Below are 21,526 nucleotides of genomic sequence, written 5' to 3'. Positions count from 1 at the left end.
AGTGTGTCATATAGCCTCCCTTCACCGGACAGTTCACCGGACGGGTCTTACGGGACAGCCCACCAGGCGTGCCGTCGTTCCTCTCGATCAGTAGCGGTGGTGTCCGGTGAGGGTTCCCCTTACGGGCATGCGATCTGGGCTGACGCCTGTGACCGAGTGTTCAGTGCGCGCTGTATAGTTCAGTTCATGCTGACTATTGCTTCGCGTCTCGACGTGATGAACCGCCTGGGTCGTGCACTGGCCGACCCCACTCGATCCCGGATCATCTTGACCCTGCTCGACCATCCCGCTTACCCGGCGGAACTGGCCCGAGATCTGGACCTGACACGCCCGAACGTGTCCAACCACCTGGCATGCCTGCGCAATTGCGGGATCGTCGTCTCCGAGCCCGAGGGTCGTCGGACACGATATGAGATCGCCGATTCGCACCTGGCGCAGGCGCTGACGGCACTGGTCGATGCCACCCTGGCAGTGGACGAAGACGCCCCGTGCATCGATCCCGCCTGCTCGCTTCCCGGATGCGACGCAGCTGGGGAGGGCGCATGATCCTCACCTCGGTCTTGCAGGCGATGGGCCTGTTCGCAGCGACCAACATCGACGACATCATCGTGCTCTCCCTCTTCTTCGCGCGAGGGGCAGGCCAGCGCGGCACTACCGCCCGCATTCTGGCCGGCCAGTACCTCGGATTCGCCGGCATCCTCGGTACCGCGGTCCTGGTGACCATCGGCGCCGGAGCATTCCTGCCCTCGACAGCCATCCCGTACTTCGGTCTCATCCCTCTGGGCCTCGGCCTCTGGGCCGCATGGCAGGCCTGGCGCGGAGACGATGACGACGATGACGACGAGGCCAAGGTTGCCGGCAAGAAGGTCGGCGTGTGGACCGTCGCAGGCGTCACCCTTGCCAACGGCGGCGACAACATCGGCGTCTACACCCCTGTCTTCCTCAGCGTGGAACCTCTCGCAGCAGTCGCCTACTGCATAGTCTTCCTCGCGCTCGTCGCGGTCCTGGTGGCCCTGGCAAAGTTCGTCGCCACCCGCCCCCCGATCGCCGAAGTGCTCGAACGCTGGGAGCACATCCTCTTCCCCATCGTTCTCATCGGCCTCGGCATCGTGATCCTCGTCAGCGGCGGAGCCTTCGGACTCTGACGTAGCGGCAGCGATCCAAACGGCCCCGACCGGGCGCACCCCTCTCGGTTCAGACCGCGACACCTACCTGCAGCCAGTCCTGCGTGATCGCGGCAACAAGACCGCCACGGAGCGCTGCAAAAACCCCGCCACCAAGCGAACGAAGCCACAGCGTACCGATCCAGGACCGTGCGAGTTGCGCTACCCGCTGGCGGCCGATGGTCCCCTCAGCGGGGCACCCAGACCGCCAAGTCGCCCCGCTGTCGCATCAGCCCCTGCTCGATGGTCGGCAGGACAGTGCTGCCTCCGTGGCCCTGCGCGCCCTCGACGGGCCGTCGCCGAGGCCGACGGTCCCGGCGCAGACCTGCGGGCGCTCGAGGGCTCCCCGGGGGAGCACGGGGTCGACGCCACACCCGTTCCCGTCGGATCCCTTAGCCTCGCTGCATGTCTCCGACCACCGACCCGTCGGCCCCCGCGCCCCGCCCTGAAGACCACTCCGACGAGCCGCCCTCCTCGAGCCGCTTCCAGCGTCTGGACGGGCAGGCGGTGCGCCGCTCGGCCGCGGCGCTCGAACACCGGATCATGACCCGCTTCCCCGATCGCACTCTGTGGGAGGTGTGCCGGGAGGTGGTGGGGCTCGTGGACGAGATCAACGCCGGCACCGGCATCAGCCGCCGACGGGTGCGGCTCGCCCGACTGCTCTCACGGCTCGCGATGCTCGCGGTCGCGCTGTTCCTCGGCGGGGCTGTCGCGCTCGCGGCGGTGGACCTGTTCGCGGAGCGCGACGTGCTGGGCCCCCTGGACGTGCTACCGCTGCTCGAGACGATCATCAACGACCTCGTCTTCGGCGGGGTAGCGGTGTTCTTCCTGCTGCGGGTCCCGGAGAGGATGGAGCGGGCGCGCGTGCTGCGGATCCTGCACCGTCTGCGCTCCCTGGCCCACGTGATCGACATGCACCAGCTGACCAAGGTGCCCGAGCGGCTCGAGCGCGGCTCGCGCGAGGACGGCGGGCTGGACCTGGGCCGCACGGAGCTGACCCGCTACCTCGACTTCTGCACGGAGATGCTGTCGCTGGTGGGCAAGAGCGCGGCGCTCTTCGCGGAACACACCACGGACGGGGACGTGCTGGATGCGGTCGAGGGCATCGAGGCGCTCACCTCGGACATGGCCCGCAAGGTGTGGCAGAAGATCGGCATCATCCAGCAGCAGGGATGAGAAGAGAGGCGATGGGCGGGACCGTCCTGCAGGAGATCGTGCGCTCGAGCTGCCCGCTGCGGCGTTCGAGATGCCCGTCGGTCCGGGCGCCGGGGTCGCGAAGGTGCTCGGGAAGATGTTCCTGCTGCTCACCGAGGTGAAGGGCGAGCCGAGCGTGGTGCTGAAGGTCGAGCCGCGCGACGCGGAGGCGCTCCGGTCGACGCATCCGGAGATCACGCCCGGCTGTCACATGAACAAGCGGCACTGGATCACGCTGAGCCCCGGCGGGCTCGAGGCGGAGTTCGCGCGCGAGCTCGTCACGGACTCCTACCTGCTGGCCGTCGAGACGCTGCCGCAGGTGCGGCGGCCGGTGGATCCGCAGACCTTCCTCGCCGCGGAGGGCGGCACCGGCTCCTCCTCGACCGACGGGCCGGCGGCATGATGGGTCGTGAGTTCCGCGGCGCGGGCTGGGTGCTGCTGATGATGGGCGTGCTCGGCGCCGCGACGCTCACACTCGTGCTCGCAGCGGTGACGGCCTGACCGATGCTGCTCGGACCGGAGTGGTCGGACACCCCGCAGGCCGCCCCCGAGGGGACGCTCACCGTGCTCTCGTCGAACGTCGAGTACGGCGGCGCCGACATCGACGAGATCACCCGTCTCGCCGAGCAGGGGTGGACGCGATCGCGCTGCAGGAGGTGACGCCGGAGTTCGAGGAGGCTCTCGAGACGTCGGGCCTGCTGGAGGCCTTCCCGCATCGTTTCGGCACCGCCCGCGACGATGCGGGCGGGACGATGCTGCTCTCCCGCACCTCGGTCGAGCTGGTCGACTCCACGGAGGGCACCGTCTTCGACAACCTCCTCGTCACCACCACCATCGACGGCACGCTGTGGCACCTCGCGGCGGTCCGCACTGCGCCGCCGCGGATGGGCGCGGAGTCATGGACCGCCGATGCCGCTGCGGTCGGCGAGATGGTCGCGCCGCACACCGAGGAGAACCTGCTGCTGGTCGGGGACCTCGATGCGATCGCGCAGCATTACACGATGCGCGAGCTCACGGCCGACGGCTTCCTCGCCGCCCCCAGGCGGGGCCGCGGGGTGGGGCTGTGGGAGCCGGCCTGGCCCGTCGGCCGCAGCGTGCCGCCCTTCGCCCGGATCGGCCATGCGATCGTCGGCCCTCGTGTCGAGGGCCCCGTGCCGAGCTGCCTGACGAACCCGGGCACCGACCACAGAGCGCTGCGGGTGCAGGTCTCCCCCGTCGCGCAGGGCGGGGTCGAGCACTCCCCCGATGCGCAGTCGATCGTGCAGCCAGACCTCCGTCATCCCACGTCGGCGCAGGGCCTCTGCACGGCTGCTCCCCTCGAGCATCACGACGCTCGGGCGGCGACGCACGGCCGCGGTCAGGACCGGCGCGATGCGGCGGAACGTCCCCATCAGCGCATCCATCACCATCAGCGTGTTGAGCGCGAGCAGGGCTGCGAGCATCCTCGGCGACTTTCCGAGCATCGAGCGTGCACTGACCCCGCCCACCACGGCGAGCACCCCGAAGCTCGCCGTGCTCATCGTCGCCATCAGCCGGGTGCCGGAGAGATTCACCAGAAGCGTGAAGAACAGGTAGAGCACGATGGTGGAGATCACCACGCCCAGTGCACCGGTCCAGCTGATCCCGAGATAGTCGGGCCAGAGCGGGTTCAGGTCGATCATGTGCGCCATGATCACCAGGCGACGGGGACCTGCCGCGCGGAGGCTCTCAGCGCAGCACGGCGCGGCGCGCCGTTGAGCAGAAGGGGGTCGGGGCGGTCATCCCGGCAGTCTCTCGCGGATCACGCGGCGGCGGCTCCGGGACTCCTCCCGGACCCGCCGCCGTCGGTCGTCGGTCGATGCTCAGCCCGCCCCTGTCGACCGGATCCTCGGGATCAGCCGACGCTCGCGCGCGGCGCGCCGATGCCCGGATCGATCCTCGGCACCTCGCCCGCCCCGGGCCGGATGTCGATGTCGAAGATGTCCAGCGGCAGGTAGACGGTCGCGCAGGCGTTGGGGATGTCGACCACGCCGGAGAACCGTCCCTCGATCGGCGCGGCGCCGAGCAGCAGGTAGGCCTGCTCGGCGGACCAGCCGAAGGTGGTCAGGTACTCAATCGCGTGCAGGCACGCCCGCTGGTAGGCGAGGTGCGAGTCGAGATAGCGCTGCTCGCCGTCGAGCGTCACCGAGGTGCCGGAGAAGCTCAACCACCGCGAGTGCTGCGGGGCGGTGTTCCCGGGCATGAAGATCGCGTTCTCGGCGACGTTGTACTTCTCCATCCCACCGGGGATCACGTCGACGTGCAGGTCGATGAACCCGCCCATCTCGATGCCGCCGCAGAAGGTGATCTCCCCGTCGCCCTGGGAGAAGTGCAGGTCGCCGAGGGAGAGGTTCGCCCCGTCCACGAAGACGGGGTAGAAGATGCGGGTGCCCTTGGTCAGGTTCTTGATGTCCTGGTTGCCGCCGTTCTCACGCGGCGGGGCGGTGCGCGCGGCCTCCCCGGCGACGCGTTCCAGGTCCGTCACCGGCACACCGCCGAGCACGGCTCCGTCCGGCTCGGGAGGCAGCGCGAGGGGCGGCACCCGGTTCGGATCGGTCTCGATGAGGGCACGCTCACGGGCGTTCCAGCGGGAGAGCAGCTCGGGCGAGGGGGCCGTGCCCATCAGACCGGGGTGGATCATGCCGGTGAAGCTGACCCCGGGCACATGGCGGGAGGTGGCCGTGTCGCCGCGGAAGTCCCAGACCGCCTTGTAGGCGTCGGGGAACTGCTCGGTGAGGAAGCTGCCGCCGTTGCGCCGGGCGAAGATGCCGGTGTAGCCCCAGCCCTGGCCGGCCAGCGGACCGGAGTCCTCCTGCGGGATGGGGCCGACGTCGAGGATGTCCACGATCAGCAGGTCCCCGGGCTTGGCGCCGTCAACGCGGAAGGGCCCGGACAGGCAGTGCACGGTGTTCAGGGGTGCGGTGGCGATGTCCTCGGCGGAGTCGTCATTGCGGATGTAACCGTCGAACCACTCGCGGCAGTCCACCCGGAAGGCGTCCCCGGGGCGGACGCTCGCGGCGGGTGGGATGTCGGGGTGCCAGCGGTTGTGGCCGAGGATCTGCTGCTCGGTGAAGGGGGTCGTGGAGTCCAGCGGAAAGATGGTCGTCGGCATGGTCGTGCTCCTCCATCAGGGGCGGGCCCTCCGAGCGGCCCCGCCGGGTCTTCGGGGCCTCAGGGGCGGGGCAGCCGCGCGTGCCGGGGGTCCGCGCTGCGCGGGGTGCCGGGTCTCGCCACGGCGGGTGGGCGGTCCACGACGGTGGGCTCGTGGGCGCTGCGGGCGGAGGCGTCCAGGGCACGGGCGGCGGGTGAGCCGAGGTGGTGGATGCCGGGGGCGCTGATCATTCGACGGGCGGGGCCGCCGCAGTCGGGGCAGGGCACCTCGCGGCGGTCGCTGCTCAGCGGCAGGGCGCATTCGTGCAGGTGAGCGTTCTGGCAGCGGAATTCGTATACGGGCATATCGCCTCCCGGGGCGGGCCGGTCTGTGCGGCCAGACTAGGTCAGGGGCACCGGGAGCGCGAGGGGTCGGTCCTGGAGTCAGCGGATGAGGGCCGGGACCAGGAGACCTCGCGGCCGAGCACGGTCGCGGCGCACCCGTTGAACAGGTGCCCGCCGACCGGGTGGCGGTGCACGCTGGCGGAGGGGAAACAGGCCGCGTGGAGGTCGAGGTGCGCGAGGGGCACGACCTCGTCGTCGGCGGTGTGGTGCAGGTGCAGCGCGATCCCGGACAGCCCTTCGACGGCAGCGGGCGTGAGCACGTAGTCCGGCACGTCCCAGCCCTCCGGACCCCAGTCGGGCATGCCGAGCAGGTGCACGGTCCAGGGCACGTCCGGGCGCTCCGCCAGCGCGTGCAGCAGCATGCTCGCCCCGAAGGAGTGGCCGATCACCAGGTCCTCGGCATCGAGACCCTCGAGGGCATGCGTGATGGGCGCGGTCCACGCCTCGCGGGCGAAGTCCTCCGCGGGCAGGGACGGCACGAGGGGGTCGGCGCCGACCGCCGCAGCGAGCTCGGCGGCGAGGGCCCGTCCGGCCTCCTCACCGCCGGCACCATGCAGGAACAGCAGTCGCATCCCGCGAGCGTAGGCTCCGGACCATGAGCTGGTCACCCTTGTCCGACCTCGGAGTCCCCCTGCCACTGGTCGCGGCCCCGATGGCGGGCGGCCCCTCCTCCCCGGAGCTGGTGGCCGCGATGAACGGTGCCGGGGCGCTCGGCATGGTCGCCGGGGGCTACCTCTCCCCCGACGCCCTGGCGGAGCGCATCGCCGCGGCCCGGGCGACGGGGGCGCCGTTCGGCGTGAACCTCTTCGTGCCCGGACCGCCGCTGGATGCCGCCTCCCGCGCCGCGGTGGACCGCTACGGCTCCGCGCTCGCGGCGGACCTGGAAGCCCTCGGCGCCGAGCTCGGCGCCGTCCCCGAGCATGACGAGGACGCCTACGAAGACAAGCTGGCCCTTCTGCTCGAAGACCCGGTGCCCCTGGTCACCACCACCTTCGCCCTGCCCGCAGCGGACGACGTCTCCCGGCTGCGACGAGCCGGCACCCAGGTGTGGGTCACCGTCACCACGCCCGGGGAGGCTCGCGCCGCCGAGGAGGCGGGGGCGAATGCCCTGGTGGTGCAGGGCCCCCGGGCCGGCGGCCACTCGGGAACCTGGGACCCGCACCGCACGATCACCGAGGAGTCGACGGCCACGGTGCTGCGGACCGTCGCCCTGGCGACCTCGCTGCCGCTGATCGCCGCGGGCGGCGTCGACGGGCCGGAGGCCGTGCGGGAGCTGCGCGCCGCGGGGGCGACGGCCGCCGCGGTCGGGACCCTGCTGCTGCGGACCGTCGAGGCCGGCACCTCGGCGATCCACCGGGCCTCCCTCGCCGACCCCCGCTTCACTACCACCCGCGTGACCCGGGCCTTCACCGGGCGGCCGGCGCGCGCCCTGCACAGCCGCTTCGTCGAGGACCACGACGACGAGGCGCCCACCGCCTACCCCGTCGTCCATCACCTCACCAAGCCTCTGCGCACCGCGGCGGCCGCCCAGGGCGATGCGGAGCGGGTGCACCTCTGGGCGGGCACCGGATTCCGTGCCGCCCGCGAGGTGCCCGCGGCCACCGTGATCGAGGAGCTCGCCCGTGACCTCTGAGAGCACGGGACGATCGCGGCGTGTGCACCTGAGCGGCGCCGGTGTCGAGGCGAGCGTCGAGCCGGACGGCCGGGACTCCGGCTGGGTGCTGAGGATCGGCGGGATCGAGCAGTCGCACGTAGACCTCGCCGATCCGCGCCGCATCCAGCACGAGTACCTGCAGCGCATCGCGACCGTGCTGGACACGCTGCGCCCCGCCGGGGAGCCGATCGAGGTGGCGCACCTCGGGGGCGGCGCCCTCACCCTGGCCCGGTATGTGCAGGCCACCCGGCCGGGCTCGCCGCAGCTCGTCGTGGAGATCGAGCGGGAGTTGCCGAGCCTGGTCACCGGCGCCCTGCCGCTGCCCGCGGGGGCGCAGGTGGAGGTGGTGATCGGTGATGCCCGCGAGGCCCTGACCGGCATGCCGGAGCGGCTCTTCGATGCGATCGTGCTGGACGTGTTCTCCGGTGAGGAGTCGCCGCCGCACCTGGCCGCGGCCGACTTCTACCGTGAGGCCCTCGGCCACCTCACGGCGGAAGGCCTGCTGCTGGTCAACGTCGGCGACGACGCCGGGCAGCGGTTCCTGGCGCGGCAGCTGCGGGAGCTGGAATCTGCGGCGCAGGAGTGCGGCACGGCGGGGGTGTGGATGCTGACCCATGCCCCGCTGCTGGAGCATCCCGCGGACGGGAACATGGTGCTGCTGGCCGGAGGCGCCTTGGGCACCCCCGCAGTCGAGGACATGGCCGCGCGCTGGCGCGCGGCCGGCCCGCATCCCGCCGCGGTGCTGGACCCCGAGGGTTCCGCCGCCCTCGCGGCCTCCCGGCTGCGCTGACGCGGGCCGCGAACGGCCCCGACCCGACGTCAGCCGTCCCGGGGACGTCCGCTCAGGTGCTCCGCGAGGAGAGCACGCAGAACTCGTTGCCCTCGGGGTCCGCGAGCACCGTCCACCCGACCTGCTGCTCGTCCTGTCCGACGTCGACCCGCGTGGCCCCGGAGTCCAGCAGCCGCCGGATCTGCGCCTCGCGGTCGTCCTCGGTGTGCGGGGCGAGATCGAGGTGCAGGCGGTTCTTGACCTCCTTGCCCTCGGGCACGGTCACGAAGACCAGGCCGGGCTGCTGGCGGTGCCACTGCTCGGCGGGGATCGGGACGGTGTGGTCGTAGCCTTCGGGCAGGCCACCCGGGATCACGACGACCTCGTCGTCCGCCTCGTAGACGATCTGCCCGTCGAGAGCCCCGGCCCACCAGCGGGCCTGGGCGTGGGGGTCCAGGCAGTCGATGACGACGGTGTACCAGCGCAGCTTCACGATGCTCTCCTTCGAGTCGAGGACTTCCGCCTCGACGTTCTGGACGCACTCAGCGTGGGGCGCAAGAGGTCGTCGTCCGGTCGTGAACGGATTGCTTCTGGGATTCTTGCAGATCGCGGAACGTCGGGAGTCGTGAGGGACTACCGGCACATCAGCGTGATGGGAGCACCTTGGCGAAGTGGACGAGGTGGTAACTACCCGCCGGAGTTCTGCGCGTCTCGTGGTAGCCATGGCGCGTGTAGAGACGAATATTGGCGGTGCTGTGCTCACCGGTGAAGAGACGCATTTCGCTCGCCTCGGGATGCACGGTCTCGGCGCGGAGCAGGAGCCGGGTCCCGACGCCGTGACCCTGCCAGTCAGGCGCGACGATGAGCCGACCGAGCTCGACCACGCTCGCAGCACGGCGCACGCGTACTGCTCCCACGAGTCGGCCGACGACGCGAATGCCGAGCGCCGTCACCGCGGAGTCGGTCAGCTCCTCCTCGAGCTCCGCAAGGGTCTGCGTCAGCGGCGGGAGGCTGAAGTCGTGATGCGCAGCGGCTTCGGTGAGATACGCCGCGCGCTGAAGCGTGAGGACCTCGCCTGCGTCAGCGAGGCCAAGTACTACGGGGGTCGAGAGCTCTCCACCATCGGCAGAGGATGAGCGAGTATCACGCATTCGTCGATCCTACGAGACACCGAGAGATTCGCGCGGTGATCGCTGACGTCCTGACCACGGAGGAACTGCTCCACGGCTCGTTCGTTCGTCGGAGCCCTCTCCTAGCGTCGGGACCGAGCCCGGACCACCGGGACCGGGGAAGCGCCGGGGAGGAGGAACCATGACGCTGACCGCACCGACCGCCCCACCAGACCGCGTGCACCACGAACGCGAACGCATCCATGCGCTGCTCGCCCGGGAACGTCCCGAGCTGGCCCGGCGCGTCGTCGCCGGCCCGAGCGGCGCACTGATCGTGCCGCTGCCCGACGGGCGCAGCCTCGAGGTGGGGCGCCTGCCCCGCCGCGGCGCCGCCCGCTGGGTGATCGTCGTGCCGCAAGGAGATCGTGTCCGGGTGCGCGAGCCGCGCAGCATCCCCGCCCTGGTGGCCGCCGTGCTCGAGGAGCTGCGGGCCGCGGGGCCCAGCAGGGTTGCTACGGTCGGGCCATGAGCGACGCATCGCAGAGCCCCGTCAGCCGTCACGTCTCCCAGGTGATCGACGCCCCCTGGCAGGAGGTGTACGCCTTCGCCGTGGACCCGCGGAACCTGCCGCGGTGGGCCGCTGGGCTCGCCGGCGGAGAGGTGCAGCGAGAGGTCGAGCAGTGGTCGATGACCTCCCCGATGGGCAAGGTCCTGGTCAGCTTCGTCCCCGAGAACCCCTACGGCGTGCTTGACCACACGGTGACGCTACCCTCCGGCGAGTCCGTGCTGAACCCGCTGCGGGTGCTGCCGCTGGACGAGGGACGCAGCGAGGCCGTCTTCACCATCCGCCGCGGCACCATGAGCGAGGAGGAGTTCGCCTCCGACATCGACGCCGTCGCCGCGGACCTCGCGGAGCTCGGCCGACAGGTTTCCTCCTTGAGCTAGGCGCCCGGCACGCGTGCTCGGCCCTCCCTTCTTTCGGCGCGGCACACCGCGGATTCGCGCTGCCGTTCTCATGCAGTTCTGCCGGGGTCAAGATGGGATTCACCCCAGAGGTGGAAGGGGTTTGCAGGTGCGGTGTCGGCGGGTGCCTATACGGGCTCATCGCAATTGAGGGTGTTGGGCGGGTCTGAAGCCTCCGGTGTCGAGCAGGGCGCGGGTGATGTAGTGGGCGAGGTTGCGGAAGCCCAGGGCGGTGCCGCGGAGGTGCTCGAGCCGGCCATTGATCGCCTCCGTGGGGCCGTTGCTGGTGCCGGGACGGTCGAAGTAGGCCAGGACGTCCTCGGCTCGGCGTTTCAGGGTCCGGCCCAGCGTGGTGACCTCGCTCAGCGCGGCCGGGACGTCCTTGGCGAGGGCACTGATCACCGAACTCAGTTCCTGCTTCCCTGTCGCGCGGTTGTCGCGGCGGTTGGCCTGCACGATCCTCTGGTAGATCCCCCAGGTCGCCTCCACCGCCGCATGCTGATCCGTCGCGAAGACGCTGGTAAGACGGTCGCAATGCCGGCCGGTCAGCAAGTCCACCCCGGTCCGTAGCGTGCGGCGGATGCCGTAGAGCGGGTCCCCGGAACGCCCCCGATGCCCGCGCGTCTGTTGCTGGATGCGTTGCCGGCACCGGTCCAGGGCATCCCCTGCCAGTGCGACCACGTGGAAGGGGTCCATCACCGCGACCGCAGCGGGCAGCTGCTCAGCCGCGGCGGTCTTGAAGCCCGTGAACCCATCCATCGCGACCACCTCGACCCCGTCCCGGAACCCGGGCGGTTGCTCGTTCAGCCAGGTCGCGAGGACCTTCTTCGAGCGGCCCGGCACCATGTCCAGCAGCCGGGAGGGGCCGGTCGCCTCGCGGATAGGGGTGAGGTCGATGATGACGGTGACGAAGCGGTCCCTGCCCGGGGCGTGGCGCCACACGTGCTCGTCCACGCCGATCACTCGGACCCCGTCGAACCGGGACGGGTCATCGATGAGCAGCTGGTGGCCGAGGTCGAGGACGGCAGTGTTCACGGTGTGCCAGGCAACGCCAAGTGCCGTGGCGATCCGGGAGATCGACATGCGGTCCATGACCAGTGCTTTCAGCGCCCACAGGACTGCGTGGCGGGTCAGTTTCGAGCGGGGAGCAGCGGCCTGGTCGAGGTCTTCGCGCCAGACCAGCTGGCAGTGCTCGCAGCGGTAGCGGCGGACCCTGACTTGCAGGAGCGTGGGTCGCCACCCCAGAGGGCCATGAGCGAGGGGACGAGGGACCATGCCCACTGCGACGCCCTTGGTCCCGCAGGCTCGGCACCACGGGTCGGGCTCGCGGGAGCGGCACTGCAGCACAGCCTGGTCTTGTTCGAGGCGTTGTCCGGGGGCTGTGAGGCCGAGGCGGTCGAGCATGCAGAACGCGTCGAGATCCGGCGAGCTGAAGGTAGCGTTGTCCACGTCGAGGTCTTCCAGATGGGCAGCTTGAGAACTTCCATCATCGGGAGGCCTCGACGCCTATCCCGACACTGCCGCGCCGACAGCTCCTACACCCTCATCTGCGAAGAGCCCTTAAACTCGCTGCCAAAGGCCGAAATGGTCCGCAATCGAGGGCCCTGGAGAATCATCGACGATCTCAAGATCGCGACCACAAAGTGCATCTCCTTAATAAGTCACCGGCGCCTCCACAGCGAGATTGGCATGATCACGCCCGTCGAGCTCGAGGACATCTACCATCACAACCAGCCCGTGCCGGTGAACGCCGACACCGCACTAGCGGGCCTCAAACAACCCCGCGGCGATTCAGTCCTCGTCGCCGACCTCGACACCGACACCGACACCGACACCGACACCGACACCATCCTTGCTGAGTTCTCCATCGACCCCGCCCGCGGATGACAGCCAAAGAAGAAGGACCCCGGGGCGGTGTCATAGCGTCGTAGCAACACTCCCGGTCGGTGGGGGTATCGACGGGTGAGGGTGCTGATGGCGCGGGTGGGGTTGTCGTTTGGTGAGCGGTCGGAGATTTCCACCGCGTCGAAGGCAGGGTGGGGCGTGCGGAGAATCGCTCGTCACCTGGGCCGATGTCCGTCTGTGGTCTCGCGGGAGATCCGGCGGAACACGACGAAGACCCGCGGCTATCAGGCCGTCACCGCGGACGTGGCCGCGCAGCGTCGCCGGGCGCGTCCGCAGCAGCGGAAGGTCGCCAGAGATCCGGTGCTGAAGGCGCGGGTGGAGGCGGATCTGGCCGCGTCGTGGACGCCGAACGAGATCGCGGGTCGCTTGCGTCTGGAAGCCACAGACCCGACTGTTGGCCGTGTGGCGAACTCACCCGACGCGCAGGGCCGCACGGTCTCCGGCGAAGCGATTTACCAGTACATCTACGCCATCCCCAAAGGCGAGCTCGCCCGGCGCGGCATCTTCCTGCAGTCCAAGCGCACTCGGCGCAAGCCCCGCACGACCGGCCGGTCTCGGGGCGGGCCGATCGTGGGGATGGTGCCGCTGAGCGAGCGGGGCGAGGACGCCGCTGAGCGACGCGTGCCCGGGCACTGGGAGGGCGACCTGATCATCGGGAAGAACGGCACCTCATGCGCGGCGACGCTGGTGGAGCGGATGAGCGGGTTCACCGGCCTGCTGGCCCTGCCCTCGAAGCACGCCGAGACGACAGCGGACGCGGTCATCGAGTACTTCAACGAGCTGCCCGAGATGATGCGAACCTCGCTGGCCTGGGACCAGGGCAGCGAAATGGCTCAGCACGCGAAGGTCTCCCTGGCCACGTCGATGCCGGTCTACTTCGCCGACCCCCACTCCCCGTGGCAACGACCGTCCAACGAGAACACCAACCGGCTCTACCGCGAGTACTTGCCCAAGGGAACCGCGATCCCCGATCACCAGCCCTACCTCACCACGATCGCGGAGGAGATCAACAACCGCCCCCGCCGCCGGCTCGGCTTCCTGACACCGACAGAATCATTCACTCGACTACTGGCCGGCGAGCCCCATGTTGCTTCGACGCTTTGACACCACCCGGCAGGAGTCGGGGCCCTTCTTCATGAACGATGTTCCGAGACATCAGCGAACGATGCCCCAAGATGTCACACCAAGATATCTCGTGGGATCAAAACCCCATCGGAGTCGGAGTAATTCACAGTCATCACGGACGCCTTCACTAGAGAGTGACACCCCAACTCCCCTTCAGCCTTCATCAGGCCTGGTGCACAGAAGGATGTGGGAGATTGACAGCTGCCGGGGCATCTGCTTGCCTTCGGTTTCCACGAATGAGAAGAACGACTGCCGCGACGGCAATTACATCCAGGACCACGAGCGAAAGCATGGTGGCATGTGCGGCGAACCAAGTAGCATGAGTGTACGGAGGAAGTTGACTGGGGTCGAATCCGCCACCACTTTCAGACCGATTAACCAACCATTGGTCAGCACCCATCCAGAGCAGGTAAAAAGTGGCGGTGACTACATTGAGTATCACGAGAGAGGCTCCCGCGGCAGCACCGAGAAATAAAGGGATTCGGCGGACTGTATTCATGTCAGTTGCATCCATTCTTAACAAAACCCGTGTATCCACGATTAGGGATCTTGGTGTCCAGATTCCAACTTTCCTTGTTCGGGGCTCGGTATCGAACGACGTCGAAATGGCAGTAGAATTGCAGTTTCATTGTGGTAGTGTTGGGATTCGGGTGCCCTCTGCGAGGTGTCTTATCAAGGGTCTCTTTCCAGGCTGACCACCGCGCCCCGGCTCCGGTCCAGCGGCCCCACGTTGTCGGGTACACCTTGAGGGTGGGACTATACTTCCATAGGCCATTGGCCCAAACGGCCTTCTTTATGAGAGCCTTACCCAACCAAGGGTCAGCAACAACCGGAAACGCCGTTTCCTCTGAAAATTCCACGTGCTGAGTAAGCCGATTCCCGTCCACCGTGTAACTGGTTGGCACGGAATTTCCATCCGCATCCGTGGCCCATGGCGCACTCACCCCACCCTCCCATTCGCCGCTGGCATCTAGCACAGAAACGCTACCGTCGCTCTCGAGGACGAGGGAGCCTCCAGAGCTGCCGTGAATCTCATAGGTGAAGCTACGTGGAGAATTCGAGTCTGGAATGACGGTAGCAACCTGAACTGATCCATCATCCTTTGGAAGTACGGTACTGCTAGTGCCATCACTGTTCTCAAATCTCACGCCTCCAAGGTCGGACTCTTCTGCTGAATCAACATTGTCACCGTCGGGAAGAACAAGGGCTAGATCAGACAGGTCCTCGTCGGCGGAGCTCAGAACAATACCCTCCTCGCCCTTGATTGGGATGTGCACTGTGGAACCATCGCCTGCCTCGCCTGAGAAACTGTTGGCTTCACTCTTTACGTCAATATTACCGTCGATGACGCCTCCACCAACCGCGGCGAGGACTTGATCAGTCACCTCCGGTTGCTCTGCACTCGCGACCCCAAGGCCCATCGTGGTCGTCGCCATGACCCCGACAAGTGTCAGGCATGCAATTCTAGCTTTTCTCATTTTTTCAACTTTCATGGAAGTGATGCTGGGAAGGTTCTGCTGCTCGAAGCTTGCATCTGCCGATCGGACATGTAAAGGCTTGACTTTTTCTCGGAGGTGTGTATCGATTGAATATTTGAAGGCTTGACTATCGCTTAGTAGCGTGTATCTACACTCGATCGTCTCACGGTGCCGAAGCAACACTCCCGGTCGACGTGACTTTCGGGTTGAAGCGCTCTGGGTTCCGTTCTGTGTCGCAGCCAGGGGGCTTGTCAATTTGTCTGTGTAAGCGGGGTGTTCACAGGTAGGGGGTGATCCGGTCGGGGTAGGCAGCGGCAAGTTGGGCGAGGGCCTGCTTCCACTTCGTGACGACCTGGCCCTCGACGAGCCGCCCCTGGGCCTTCCGCTCGTTCGCGGGCTCGCCGCGGTCCCTGGCACGACCGGCGGCGCGTTTGTCCTCGATGTTGCAGATCGCCAGCCAGAGCAGCTTCACGACCGCGTCCGTCGAGGGGAAGTGGCCCCGGTTCTTCGTGACCTTCCGCAGCTGGTAGTTCAACGACTCGATGGCGTTGGTCGTGTAGATGACCTTCCGCAGCATCGGCGGGAACTGGAGGAACGGGGTGAACCGGTCCCACGAGTTCTTCCAGGTCATCACCGCCTGGGGGTACTTCTGCCTCAGCGGCGAAGCCTCGAACTCCACCAGCGCCGTCCAGGCCGCGTCCTCGCTCGCGGCGGTGTAGATCGGCTTCAACGCGGCAGCGACCTTCTTGCGATCCTGGTAGGCCACGAACCGCGTGGCGGCGCGGATCAGGTGGACCACGCAGGTCTGGACCATCGAGTCCGGCCACGTCGCCTCGACCGCTTCCGGCAGGCCCTTCAGGCCGTCGCAGCACACGATCAGCACGTCCCGCACAACGCAATTGGCCAGGTCAGCGCAGACCTGGGCCCAGAACGCCGACCCCTCGGCGTCCTGGACCCAGATCCCCAGCACGTGCTTGATCCCGTCGAGGTCCACGCCGACCGCGATATTCGCCGCGCGGCTGATGACCTGGCTGTTCTCCCGGATCTTGATCCGGATCGCGTCGAGGTAAAGGACGGGATCGAACTCCTCCAGCGGCCTCGCTAGCCACGCGGCGACTTCCTCGAGGACCGCGTCGGTGATGTTCGAGATCGTCTCGTGCGACAGGTCCGTGCCCAGCGTGGATGCCAGATGGTGCTGGATGTCCCGCTTCGTCATCCCGCTGGCGTAGAGGCTGATGATCATGTCATCGAGGCCTCCCAGGCGCCGCTGGCCTTTCGGAACCAGGCGTGGCGTGAACGAGCCAGCACGGTCCCTGGGGACGTCCAGCGCGATCGGCCCGACCTCGTAATCCATCGTCTTTTGCGTCGTCCCATTACGCGAGTTGGCGTGCTTCGACGCGTCGTCGGAGCCCTACTCGTAGCCGAGATGGCTGCTCAGCTCCGCCTGCAGGCCCCGCTCGAGCGCGGCCTTGACCAGCGCGGGCACGAACCCACCGTCCCCGGTCAGCTCGACCTGGCCGGCGTCGATCTGAGCGAACGGCGCGTCCAGCTGCCCCGCTTCCTTCAACTGCTCGACCAGGTCCTGGCCCGAAGGCCCACCCGGCGTCTTCTGAATCGGCCCGGGTTCTCTGCCGCGACTTTGCGGGGTGGGGCTCTCGGGTGAGGGCCTCGTAGTGGAGCGTCTCGGACTCTACCGGGGTGAGCATTCCGAGGGAGCCGTGGAGGCGGCGGTTGTTGTACCAGTTGACCCAGCCGGCGGTTGCGAACTCGACGTCCGCGAGGGTGCGGAAGGGGCCGGCGTGGAAGACGGTGGTGCGGATGCACTCGGTCTTGTAGAGCCCGTTGATCGTCTCCATCAGCGCGTTATCGAAGGCGTCGCCGACGGTCCCGATCGCCGGGGCGATCCCTTCAAGGGCGAGAAGCTCGGTCAGTCGAATGGCGGTGTATTGCGTGGGCTCAACCAGTCGTTGCAACACCGGGTTGTTGTAGCGAGCGTAGTTGCTCTTCGAAAACTTCGGCGGGTGTCTTCCACTGGAGGACCTTTCGGGGGCGGTTGTTGAGTGCGTGAGCGACGGCCTCGAGGTCCCCGGCGGACCATCGCGAGAGGTCTGTGCCTTTGGGGAAGTACTGGCGGAGCAGGCCGTTGGTGTTCTCGTTCGTCGGTCGCTGCCACGGTGAATGGGGGTCTGCGAAGAACACCTTCGTGCCGGTCTGCATCGCGAACTGCGCGTGCCCCGAGAGCTCCTTCCCGCGATCCCAGGTTAGGGTCTTGCGCAGCTGTTCGGGCAGCGTGGTGATCGATGCACTCAGCGCCGCGTTCATCGCGACGGCCCCGTAGCCGCCCAGCGATGGCCCGTTCTTTACATGGGGTTTCTCTGCCCAGCCCTCCATGCGGGGCAAGTGGACCAGGATCGTTGAGCGGCTGCTGCGCTCAACGATCGTCCCGATCGCCGACCTGCCTGTGCCGATGATCAAGTCGCCTTCCCAGTGACCGGGCACGGCGCGGTCCTCGGCTTCCGCGGGGCGTTCGCTGAGGATCACATCGGCCGTGACATGCCCACCGGGCTTGTTCCGTGACCGGGCCCGGGGACGCCGTAACGCGCGACCGGTGCGAAGACAGGTGACCAGTTCTCGCTGGAGCGCCCCCCGGCCCTCGATGAACAGCGACTGGTAGATCGCCTCGTGGCTGATGCGCATGGACTCATCATCGGGGAAGTCGAGCTTCAGGCGCTGAGAGATCTGTTCCGGGCTCCAGGCCAGCGACCACCGCCGGTCCGCTCGGTGCGGCTTGTTCAGCCCCTTCCACGGGGCCGGGGTGGGGCCCGTGACGATCGTGCCGTCGGGCCGGCGAACATCGCCGGCGAGCCGCTCGTGGACGTATTGGCGCAAGTTCTCGTTCTTGAGAAGCTTCGCGACCTTGGGCCGCTTGGCCGCCTGCTGCGCCTTCCACTGGGCGACCGTGGCCCGGTACTCCAGCTTCCCGCCACGAGTCGCCGCGTTGCGGCGCAGCTCGCGTGAGACGGTTCCGGGGTCACGCCCGATCACGCGGGAGATCTCGCGAACGCCCTTGTCCTGGGCGTGCAGGATGGCGATCTCCTCGCGTTCCTCGAAGCTCAGGTATCGGCCGGTGGGCTCAGCAAGCGAGATGGGCGGCATGCCGCCAGCGTGGCGAAACCAGCGGGACCCGACCGGCACGGACACGCCGACCGCGAGCGCCGCTTCTGCCGACGTGATGCCCGTGGCGATCAGACGCCAGAACTGCCGTTGCACCTCCCGGGACGGGTCTGGACGTCCGGGCGAGCGCATCGGCGGTCTCAGCGCCCGGTCAGCACGCCATTGCCGACGAAGCTCCTCTGCCGCGTCGCTCGTCTTCTTGGTCCAGTCCTTTGTGGCCATGCTCGAACACCTCCGACATCAAGGTGTTGCGACGACCTGTTGAATCCGCCTTGAGATCCGGCATCGCTGTGATGGATCAAATCACCTGGTGAGACCCGGTTTCCCTCTCGTTCCCGCTGACACAGGGCGATGCGCAGCGGGGTCATCACCAGGTCGACCTTCTTGCTGGAGCTGGCGTGCCAGTCGATGATCCGCTGGGCGAAGACGTCCACGATGAACGCGACGTAGACGAACCCTGCCCAGGTGCGGACGTAGGTGAAATCTGTGACCCAGACCCGGTTCGGGGCCGCTGCGGTGAAGTCTCGGTTCAGCAGGTCACCTGCCCGTTTCCCGTCAGGGTCGGGGATGGTGGTGCGGAGCTTCTTCGCCCGTCGGATGCCCTCGAGGCCGAGGGTCCGCATCGCCCGGTCCACTGCCCCACGGGACGTGCCCGCGAGGCCGTCCTGGCGACGCAGCAGAGCGGTCCATTTCCGGCGGCCATACAGGCCCTCCGGCGTCATCTGGACCTGCCTGGTGACCGGGTTGGGCATCCAGGCGAGGTCGCGGATCTTGTTCTCGACCAGGGCGTCGGTGACGGTGCGGGCCGCGATCCGGGCCGGGCGTTTCCAGGCCCGGTAGGTGCGTGCAGCGATCACGAGGCCCTGCTGGCGCAGGACCCTCAGGATCGACTCGACTGCATAGCCTTCGGGGCGCATCTCGTCGATGAAGGCACAGATCAGCGGCCGCGGGGGTCGAGCTCCCCGATGCTCCTATGTCAAGTTGGATCGCTCAGGCGGCCATGAGCGGCATCGACGACGCAGGATGCTCGATCGGCGACTGCTCCTCCAATGGGGCACCACCCTCGGGCGTCTGGGTGACAGGGGCCAGGTCGGCCCTCTGCGCGGCGTAGATGCGATCTGAGAGTCGACGTCGTAGGAGCCGCAGCGCCTCTTTGCGAGTCTTGCCGGCGGCAATGAGCTTGTCGTAGTAGGTGGCGCCTTCCGCGCCTATTCGAATCTGAGTGAGGGCAGCCATGTGCAGGGCGGTGTTGATCGTGCGGTTCCCTCCACGCGAGAGTCGAACACGCACCTTGTTCCCTGACCAGACCGGGATCGGCGCAGTGCCGTTGAATCTTGCGTAGGCATCGCGGGAGCGAAACCTGGCGATCCCCGCTGTCTCGCCAATGATCATCGCTGCGCCCAAGGTACCCATGCCCGGGACAGCGACCAGTGAGGGATGGTCGGCCCGCACCAGCCGGCTCAAGCGGCTCTCGAGCGTGTTGATCCTGACTGTCAGCTCGCGAATATCGACCAGCAGGTCGCGAGCGATCTCGGCGACCGCTCCGTCAGCTGTCGCCAGGTACTCGACCAGCTCGTCCAGGAGGTGGTACCGGCGCAGAGCACGAGAGGGAATCTCCAGCTCAGGATCGATTTCGTGGAGGAACCAGCGTGCCTTGGACTGCATCGCTGTGCGCCGTGCAACCAGGCTCCTGCGATGGTCCGACAGAAGCTTGATGTCCCGGGAAGTGCCCGGCAGCTCAGCGGTCGGCAATCCCTCTTCGCGAAGTGCTACCCGGGCCACGGCTTCCGCATCAATAGGATCCGATTTGCCGCGTTCCCGGCTGCTGCGCCTCATGCCAGCCATCAACCTGGTGTGCACGCGAACGACTCGATGGCCGGCCTCGAGCAGGTCAGCCTCGAGCCGACGGGTCAGGTGGCGGCAGTCCTCGACCGCGACGGTGACGGTCTCGAAGCCTTCCAGCCAGGTCAAGATCTTCCGATGCCCCACGGCACGTGCTTCGACCGTGAGCTCTTTGATCCTCCGGCCCACCTCGTCCACCGCGACGAGCGTGTGCCAGTCCTTGTGAGCGTCGATCCCGATGACAGTCATGACAGTCCCTTTCCCAGTCCGGTACTGCTCGAGCTGCGGTGCCGAACGCAGACGGGCACGACTCAGTTGGGCATTCGATCCAGCAGGCTCCTATCAGGCCACGCCCACTTCCAGCACCGCGGGCCCCGGCGGGACGGCACATCGCGGACAAGCTACGAAAGCAGCGAATAAACGAGCCAGCCCCGCCGGGACACCCTCAGTCTGGTACTGACGCGAAGAAAATCGAGGCCCGGCGGAGGATCTCGTTGTCCTCCCGCAGCCGCTTGTTCTCGGCCTTCAGACGCTTGACCTCGGCAGACTCCTCACTCGTGATGCCGGGGCGGGTCCCGTCGTCGACCTCGGCCTCGGCCAGCCAGCGGCGCACGGACTCCCGCGAGACGCCCTCCTGGCGGGCCACCGCGGCGACAGCGGCCGTCAGGGTGGGGTACTCCTGCTGGTGCTCCCTGACGAGCCGCACGCACCTCGCGCGCAGCTGGGGATCGATCTTCTTCGGCATGCTGTCCATCCTTCCGGACTCAAACAGCAGCGGCATCAAACCCGGGACGGTTCACCGTGCCGGCGGCTTCCTAGCCATGGAAAGTGACCCGGGGCGCTTCAGAGACCAGCCCAGCGCGTCGGCCCTGCCCGATGCTGCGAGAGGCGAGGTACATCATGTTCGGTCCCGGGGTGAGCACCATCGCCTGCGCCGCCGCCCTCCCGATCACGGCCTGCGCGGAAATGTGGAACATCGTCGCTGGAGTCATCATGGGACGACCCTGATGTAATGGCCTTGTGCATCTCAACCCTTACGGTGAGTACGCGGTCCGCCTCGCACAGTCCTTGTCCGACGACTGGCCGGCGAACCGCTCTGGCATCGTCGACCGCACCCGCGAACACGGCATGTCCATGCCTTTTCCCGCGCAGCCGGGAGATCACGCCCGCTGCCGGGACATCATCGACCAGTGGCTGCTCATCGTCAATGCTCCGAGTGCCGAGGCCCGCGCCGCCCTGTTGAACGAGCAGATGGCGGTCGTCACCGCCTACCCGCGACTGACCGACCACGACGGAGAGGGATGGCACCTGCATTACCGCGACATCGATGACGACCTCCCGGTGGTCCTGCGCTCGGTGATCGCCGTGGGCACGGCGATCCACCTGACCACGCGCGGCATCACCCGCCTCGGACGCTGCGGCTCCACGCCCTGTCGGCGCGTGATCGTCGATACCTCGCGCAACGGGACCCAGCGCTGCTGCTCTCCACGGGGTGCCAGCAGAGACGCCGTCCGCCGCCACCGCGCACGGAGCCGTCGCGACTGATTTCTTGTCGAGCCAGACCTGGACGGTGAAAGCAGAGGCGCAAGGAGGTGCACCGCTACCCTGCAATGACGCCCCCGTCCCCTCCGCTCGGA

22 protein-coding genes and 4 pseudogenes are annotated in these 21,526 nt (G+C 67.9%); 13 read left to right on the top strand and 13 right to left on the bottom strand.

Features of this window, described 5'->3' with window-relative positions; genetic code table 11:
* Window positions 1–186 precede the first annotated feature (186 nt).
* The 6 genes from cmtR to OM98_RS16495 all read left to right on the top strand — a co-directional run bounded on the left by cmtR (window position 187) and on the right by OM98_RS16495 (window position 4,333).
* Entirely contained in the window at window positions 187–546 is a 360-nt protein-coding gene (gene cmtR / locus OM98_RS15225) for a Cd(II)/Pb(II)-sensing metalloregulatory transcriptional regulator CmtR (protein ID WP_083837747.1), read from the top strand.
* Window positions 543–1,145: a cadmium resistance transporter gene (locus OM98_RS08430; protein ID WP_010534179.1), complete on the top strand. Its 603-nt coding sequence runs from the start codon at window positions 543–545 to the stop codon at window positions 1,143–1,145. The genes cmtR and OM98_RS08430 overlap by 4 nt, the downstream gene beginning before the upstream one ends.
* A gap of 423 nt (window positions 1,146–1,568) precedes the next feature.
* Window positions 1,569–2,339, top strand: a complete 771-nt coding sequence (locus OM98_RS08425) for a hypothetical protein (protein WP_010534178.1) — start codon at window positions 1,569–1,571, stop codon at window positions 2,337–2,339.
* Complete coding sequence (locus OM98_RS08420) at window positions 2,254–2,760, top strand: MmcQ/YjbR family DNA-binding protein (protein WP_083837746.1); 507 nt, start codon at window positions 2,254–2,256, stop codon at window positions 2,758–2,760. Before OM98_RS08425 ends, OM98_RS08420 begins: the two co-directional genes overlap by 86 nt.
* Before the next feature lie 101 nt (window positions 2,761–2,861).
* Window positions 2,862–3,017, top strand: coding sequence for a hypothetical protein (locus OM98_RS15860; protein ID WP_175285967.1), 156 nt, complete (start codon window positions 2,862–2,864; stop codon window positions 3,015–3,017).
* Window positions 2,990–4,333, top strand: a complete 1,344-nt coding sequence (locus OM98_RS16495; RefSeq protein ID WP_425358397.1) for an endonuclease/exonuclease/phosphatase family protein — start codon at window positions 2,990–2,992, stop codon at window positions 4,331–4,333. The genes OM98_RS15860 and OM98_RS16495 overlap by 28 nt, the downstream gene beginning before the upstream one ends.
* Here OM98_RS16495 and fmdA read toward each other — a convergent pair.
* From fmdA to OM98_RS08400, 3 genes are read right to left on the bottom strand one after another with little or no spacing between them, the layout of a single operon-like run.
* A complete protein-coding gene (gene fmdA / locus OM98_RS08410) occupies window positions 4,231–5,487 on the bottom strand; it encodes a formamidase (RefSeq protein WP_010534175.1) in 1,257 nt (418 codons plus the stop codon). The genes OM98_RS16495 and fmdA overlap by 103 nt on opposite strands.
* Before the next feature lie 59 nt (window positions 5,488–5,546).
* Entirely contained in the window at window positions 5,547–5,831 is a 285-nt protein-coding gene (locus tag OM98_RS08405) for an FmdB family zinc ribbon protein (RefSeq protein ID WP_010534174.1), read from the bottom strand.
* 41 nt (window positions 5,832–5,872) lie between these two features.
* Window positions 5,873–6,442 carry an alpha/beta hydrolase gene (locus OM98_RS08400; protein ID WP_010534173.1) on the bottom strand — a complete coding sequence of 190 codons (570 nt, stop codon included), beginning with the start codon at window positions 6,440–6,442 and terminating at the stop codon, window positions 5,873–5,875.
* A gap of 23 nt (window positions 6,443–6,465) precedes the next feature.
* Between OM98_RS08400 and OM98_RS08395 the strand changes: the two genes are divergently transcribed.
* Both OM98_RS08395 and OM98_RS08390 read left to right on the top strand, forming a co-directional pair.
* Window positions 6,466–7,503 carry a nitronate monooxygenase gene (locus tag OM98_RS08395; RefSeq protein ID WP_050812656.1) on the top strand — a complete coding sequence of 346 codons (1,038 nt, stop codon included), beginning with the start codon at window positions 6,466–6,468 and terminating at the stop codon, window positions 7,501–7,503.
* The gene (locus OM98_RS08390) at window positions 7,493–8,314 is read left to right on the top strand and encodes a spermidine synthase (RefSeq protein ID WP_029362779.1); all 822 of its coding nucleotides are present in this window, start codon (window positions 7,493–7,495) and stop codon (window positions 8,312–8,314) included. Before OM98_RS08395 ends, OM98_RS08390 begins: the two co-directional genes overlap by 11 nt.
* 52 nt (window positions 8,315–8,366) lie before the next feature.
* On the opposite strand, the gene OM98_RS08385 is transcribed toward OM98_RS08390, so the two are convergent.
* Together OM98_RS08385 and OM98_RS08380 are read right to left on the bottom strand one after the other, a co-directional pair.
* A complete protein-coding gene (locus OM98_RS08385) occupies window positions 8,367–8,786 on the bottom strand; it encodes a VOC family protein (RefSeq protein WP_010534170.1) in 420 nt (139 codons plus the stop codon).
* Window positions 8,787–8,937: 151 nt separating this feature from the next.
* Window positions 8,938–9,444: a GNAT family N-acetyltransferase gene (locus OM98_RS08380; RefSeq protein ID WP_010534169.1), complete on the bottom strand. Its 507-nt coding sequence runs from the start codon at window positions 9,442–9,444 to the stop codon at window positions 8,938–8,940.
* A 160-nt stretch (window positions 9,445–9,604) separates the two neighbouring features.
* Between OM98_RS08380 and OM98_RS08375 the strand changes: the two genes are divergently transcribed.
* Together OM98_RS08375 and OM98_RS08370 are read left to right on the top strand one after the other, a co-directional pair.
* Window positions 9,605–9,931, top strand: a complete 327-nt coding sequence (locus OM98_RS08375) for a hypothetical protein (RefSeq protein WP_010534168.1) — start codon at window positions 9,605–9,607, stop codon at window positions 9,929–9,931.
* Complete coding sequence (locus tag OM98_RS08370; protein WP_010534167.1) at window positions 9,928–10,347, top strand: SRPBCC family protein; 420 nt, start codon at window positions 9,928–9,930, stop codon at window positions 10,345–10,347. The genes OM98_RS08375 and OM98_RS08370 overlap by 4 nt, the downstream gene beginning before the upstream one ends.
* Window positions 10,348–10,503: 156 nt before the next feature.
* Here OM98_RS08370 and OM98_RS08365 read toward each other — a convergent pair whose 3' ends face one another.
* The gene (locus OM98_RS08365; protein WP_010534166.1) at window positions 10,504–11,814 is read right to left on the bottom strand and encodes an ISL3 family transposase; all 1,311 of its coding nucleotides are present in this window, start codon (window positions 11,812–11,814) and stop codon (window positions 10,504–10,506) included.
* 240 nt (window positions 11,815–12,054) lie between these two features.
* Here OM98_RS08365 and OM98_RS08360 point away from each other — a divergent pair, with 240 nt between their 5' ends.
* On the top strand, window positions 12,055–12,252 hold the full coding sequence (locus OM98_RS08360; RefSeq protein WP_029362778.1) for a hypothetical protein: 198 nt from the start codon (window positions 12,055–12,057) through the stop codon (window positions 12,250–12,252).
* Window positions 12,253–12,339: 87 nt separating this feature from the next.
* Complete coding sequence (locus tag OM98_RS08355) at window positions 12,340–13,374, top strand: IS30 family transposase (protein ID WP_029362777.1); 1,035 nt, start codon at window positions 12,340–12,342, stop codon at window positions 13,372–13,374.
* Window positions 13,375–13,895: 521 nt separating this feature from the next.
* Here the strand turns inward: OM98_RS08355 and OM98_RS15590 are convergent.
* From OM98_RS15590 to OM98_RS08325, 7 genes and pseudogenes are all read right to left on the bottom strand, one after another.
* The gene (locus OM98_RS15590; protein ID WP_139017657.1) at window positions 13,896–14,888 is read right to left on the bottom strand and encodes a DUF2599 domain-containing protein; all 993 of its coding nucleotides are present in this window, start codon (window positions 14,886–14,888) and stop codon (window positions 13,896–13,898) included.
* Window positions 14,889–15,150: 262 nt separating this feature from the next.
* Window positions 15,151–16,488, bottom strand: a pseudogene (locus tag OM98_RS14535) (IS256 family transposase).
* A 25-nt stretch (window positions 16,489–16,513) separates the two neighbouring features.
* A pseudogene (locus OM98_RS15585) lies at window positions 16,514–16,828 on the bottom strand (transposase); the annotation flags it as partial.
* 1 nt (window position 16,829) lies between these two features.
* On the bottom strand, window positions 16,830–18,179 hold the full coding sequence (locus tag OM98_RS08340; RefSeq protein ID WP_425358399.1) for an IS30 family transposase: 1,350 nt from the start codon (window positions 18,177–18,179) through the stop codon (window positions 16,830–16,832).
* 134 nt (window positions 18,180–18,313) lie between these two features.
* Window positions 18,314–19,009 (bottom strand): annotated as a pseudogene (locus OM98_RS08335) (DDE-type integrase/transposase/recombinase); the annotation flags it as partial.
* Window positions 19,010–19,037: 28 nt separating this feature from the next.
* A complete protein-coding gene (locus OM98_RS08330; RefSeq protein WP_010534158.1) occupies window positions 19,038–20,138 on the bottom strand; it encodes an IS110 family RNA-guided transposase in 1,101 nt (366 codons plus the stop codon).
* 217 nt (window positions 20,139–20,355) lie between these two features.
* Window positions 20,356–20,634: pseudogene (locus tag OM98_RS08325) on the bottom strand (transposase); the annotation flags it as partial.
* Between the two features lie 275 nt (window positions 20,635–20,909).
* Between OM98_RS08325 and OM98_RS08315 the strand changes: the two are divergent.
* Window positions 20,910–21,434 (top strand): CGNR zinc finger domain-containing protein, encoded by a 525-nt coding sequence (locus OM98_RS08315; RefSeq protein WP_010534155.1) that lies wholly within the window; start codon window positions 20,910–20,912, stop codon window positions 21,432–21,434.
* Window positions 21,435–21,526 lie beyond the last annotated feature (92 nt).

The sequence above is a fragment of the Brachybacterium squillarum M-6-3 genome (genome assembly GCF_000225825.1).
In the GTDB taxonomy this organism is placed as follows: domain Bacteria; phylum Actinomycetota; class Actinomycetes; order Actinomycetales; family Dermabacteraceae; genus Brachybacterium; species Brachybacterium squillarum.
This window is presented reverse-complemented; position numbering and strand designations above follow the sequence as displayed.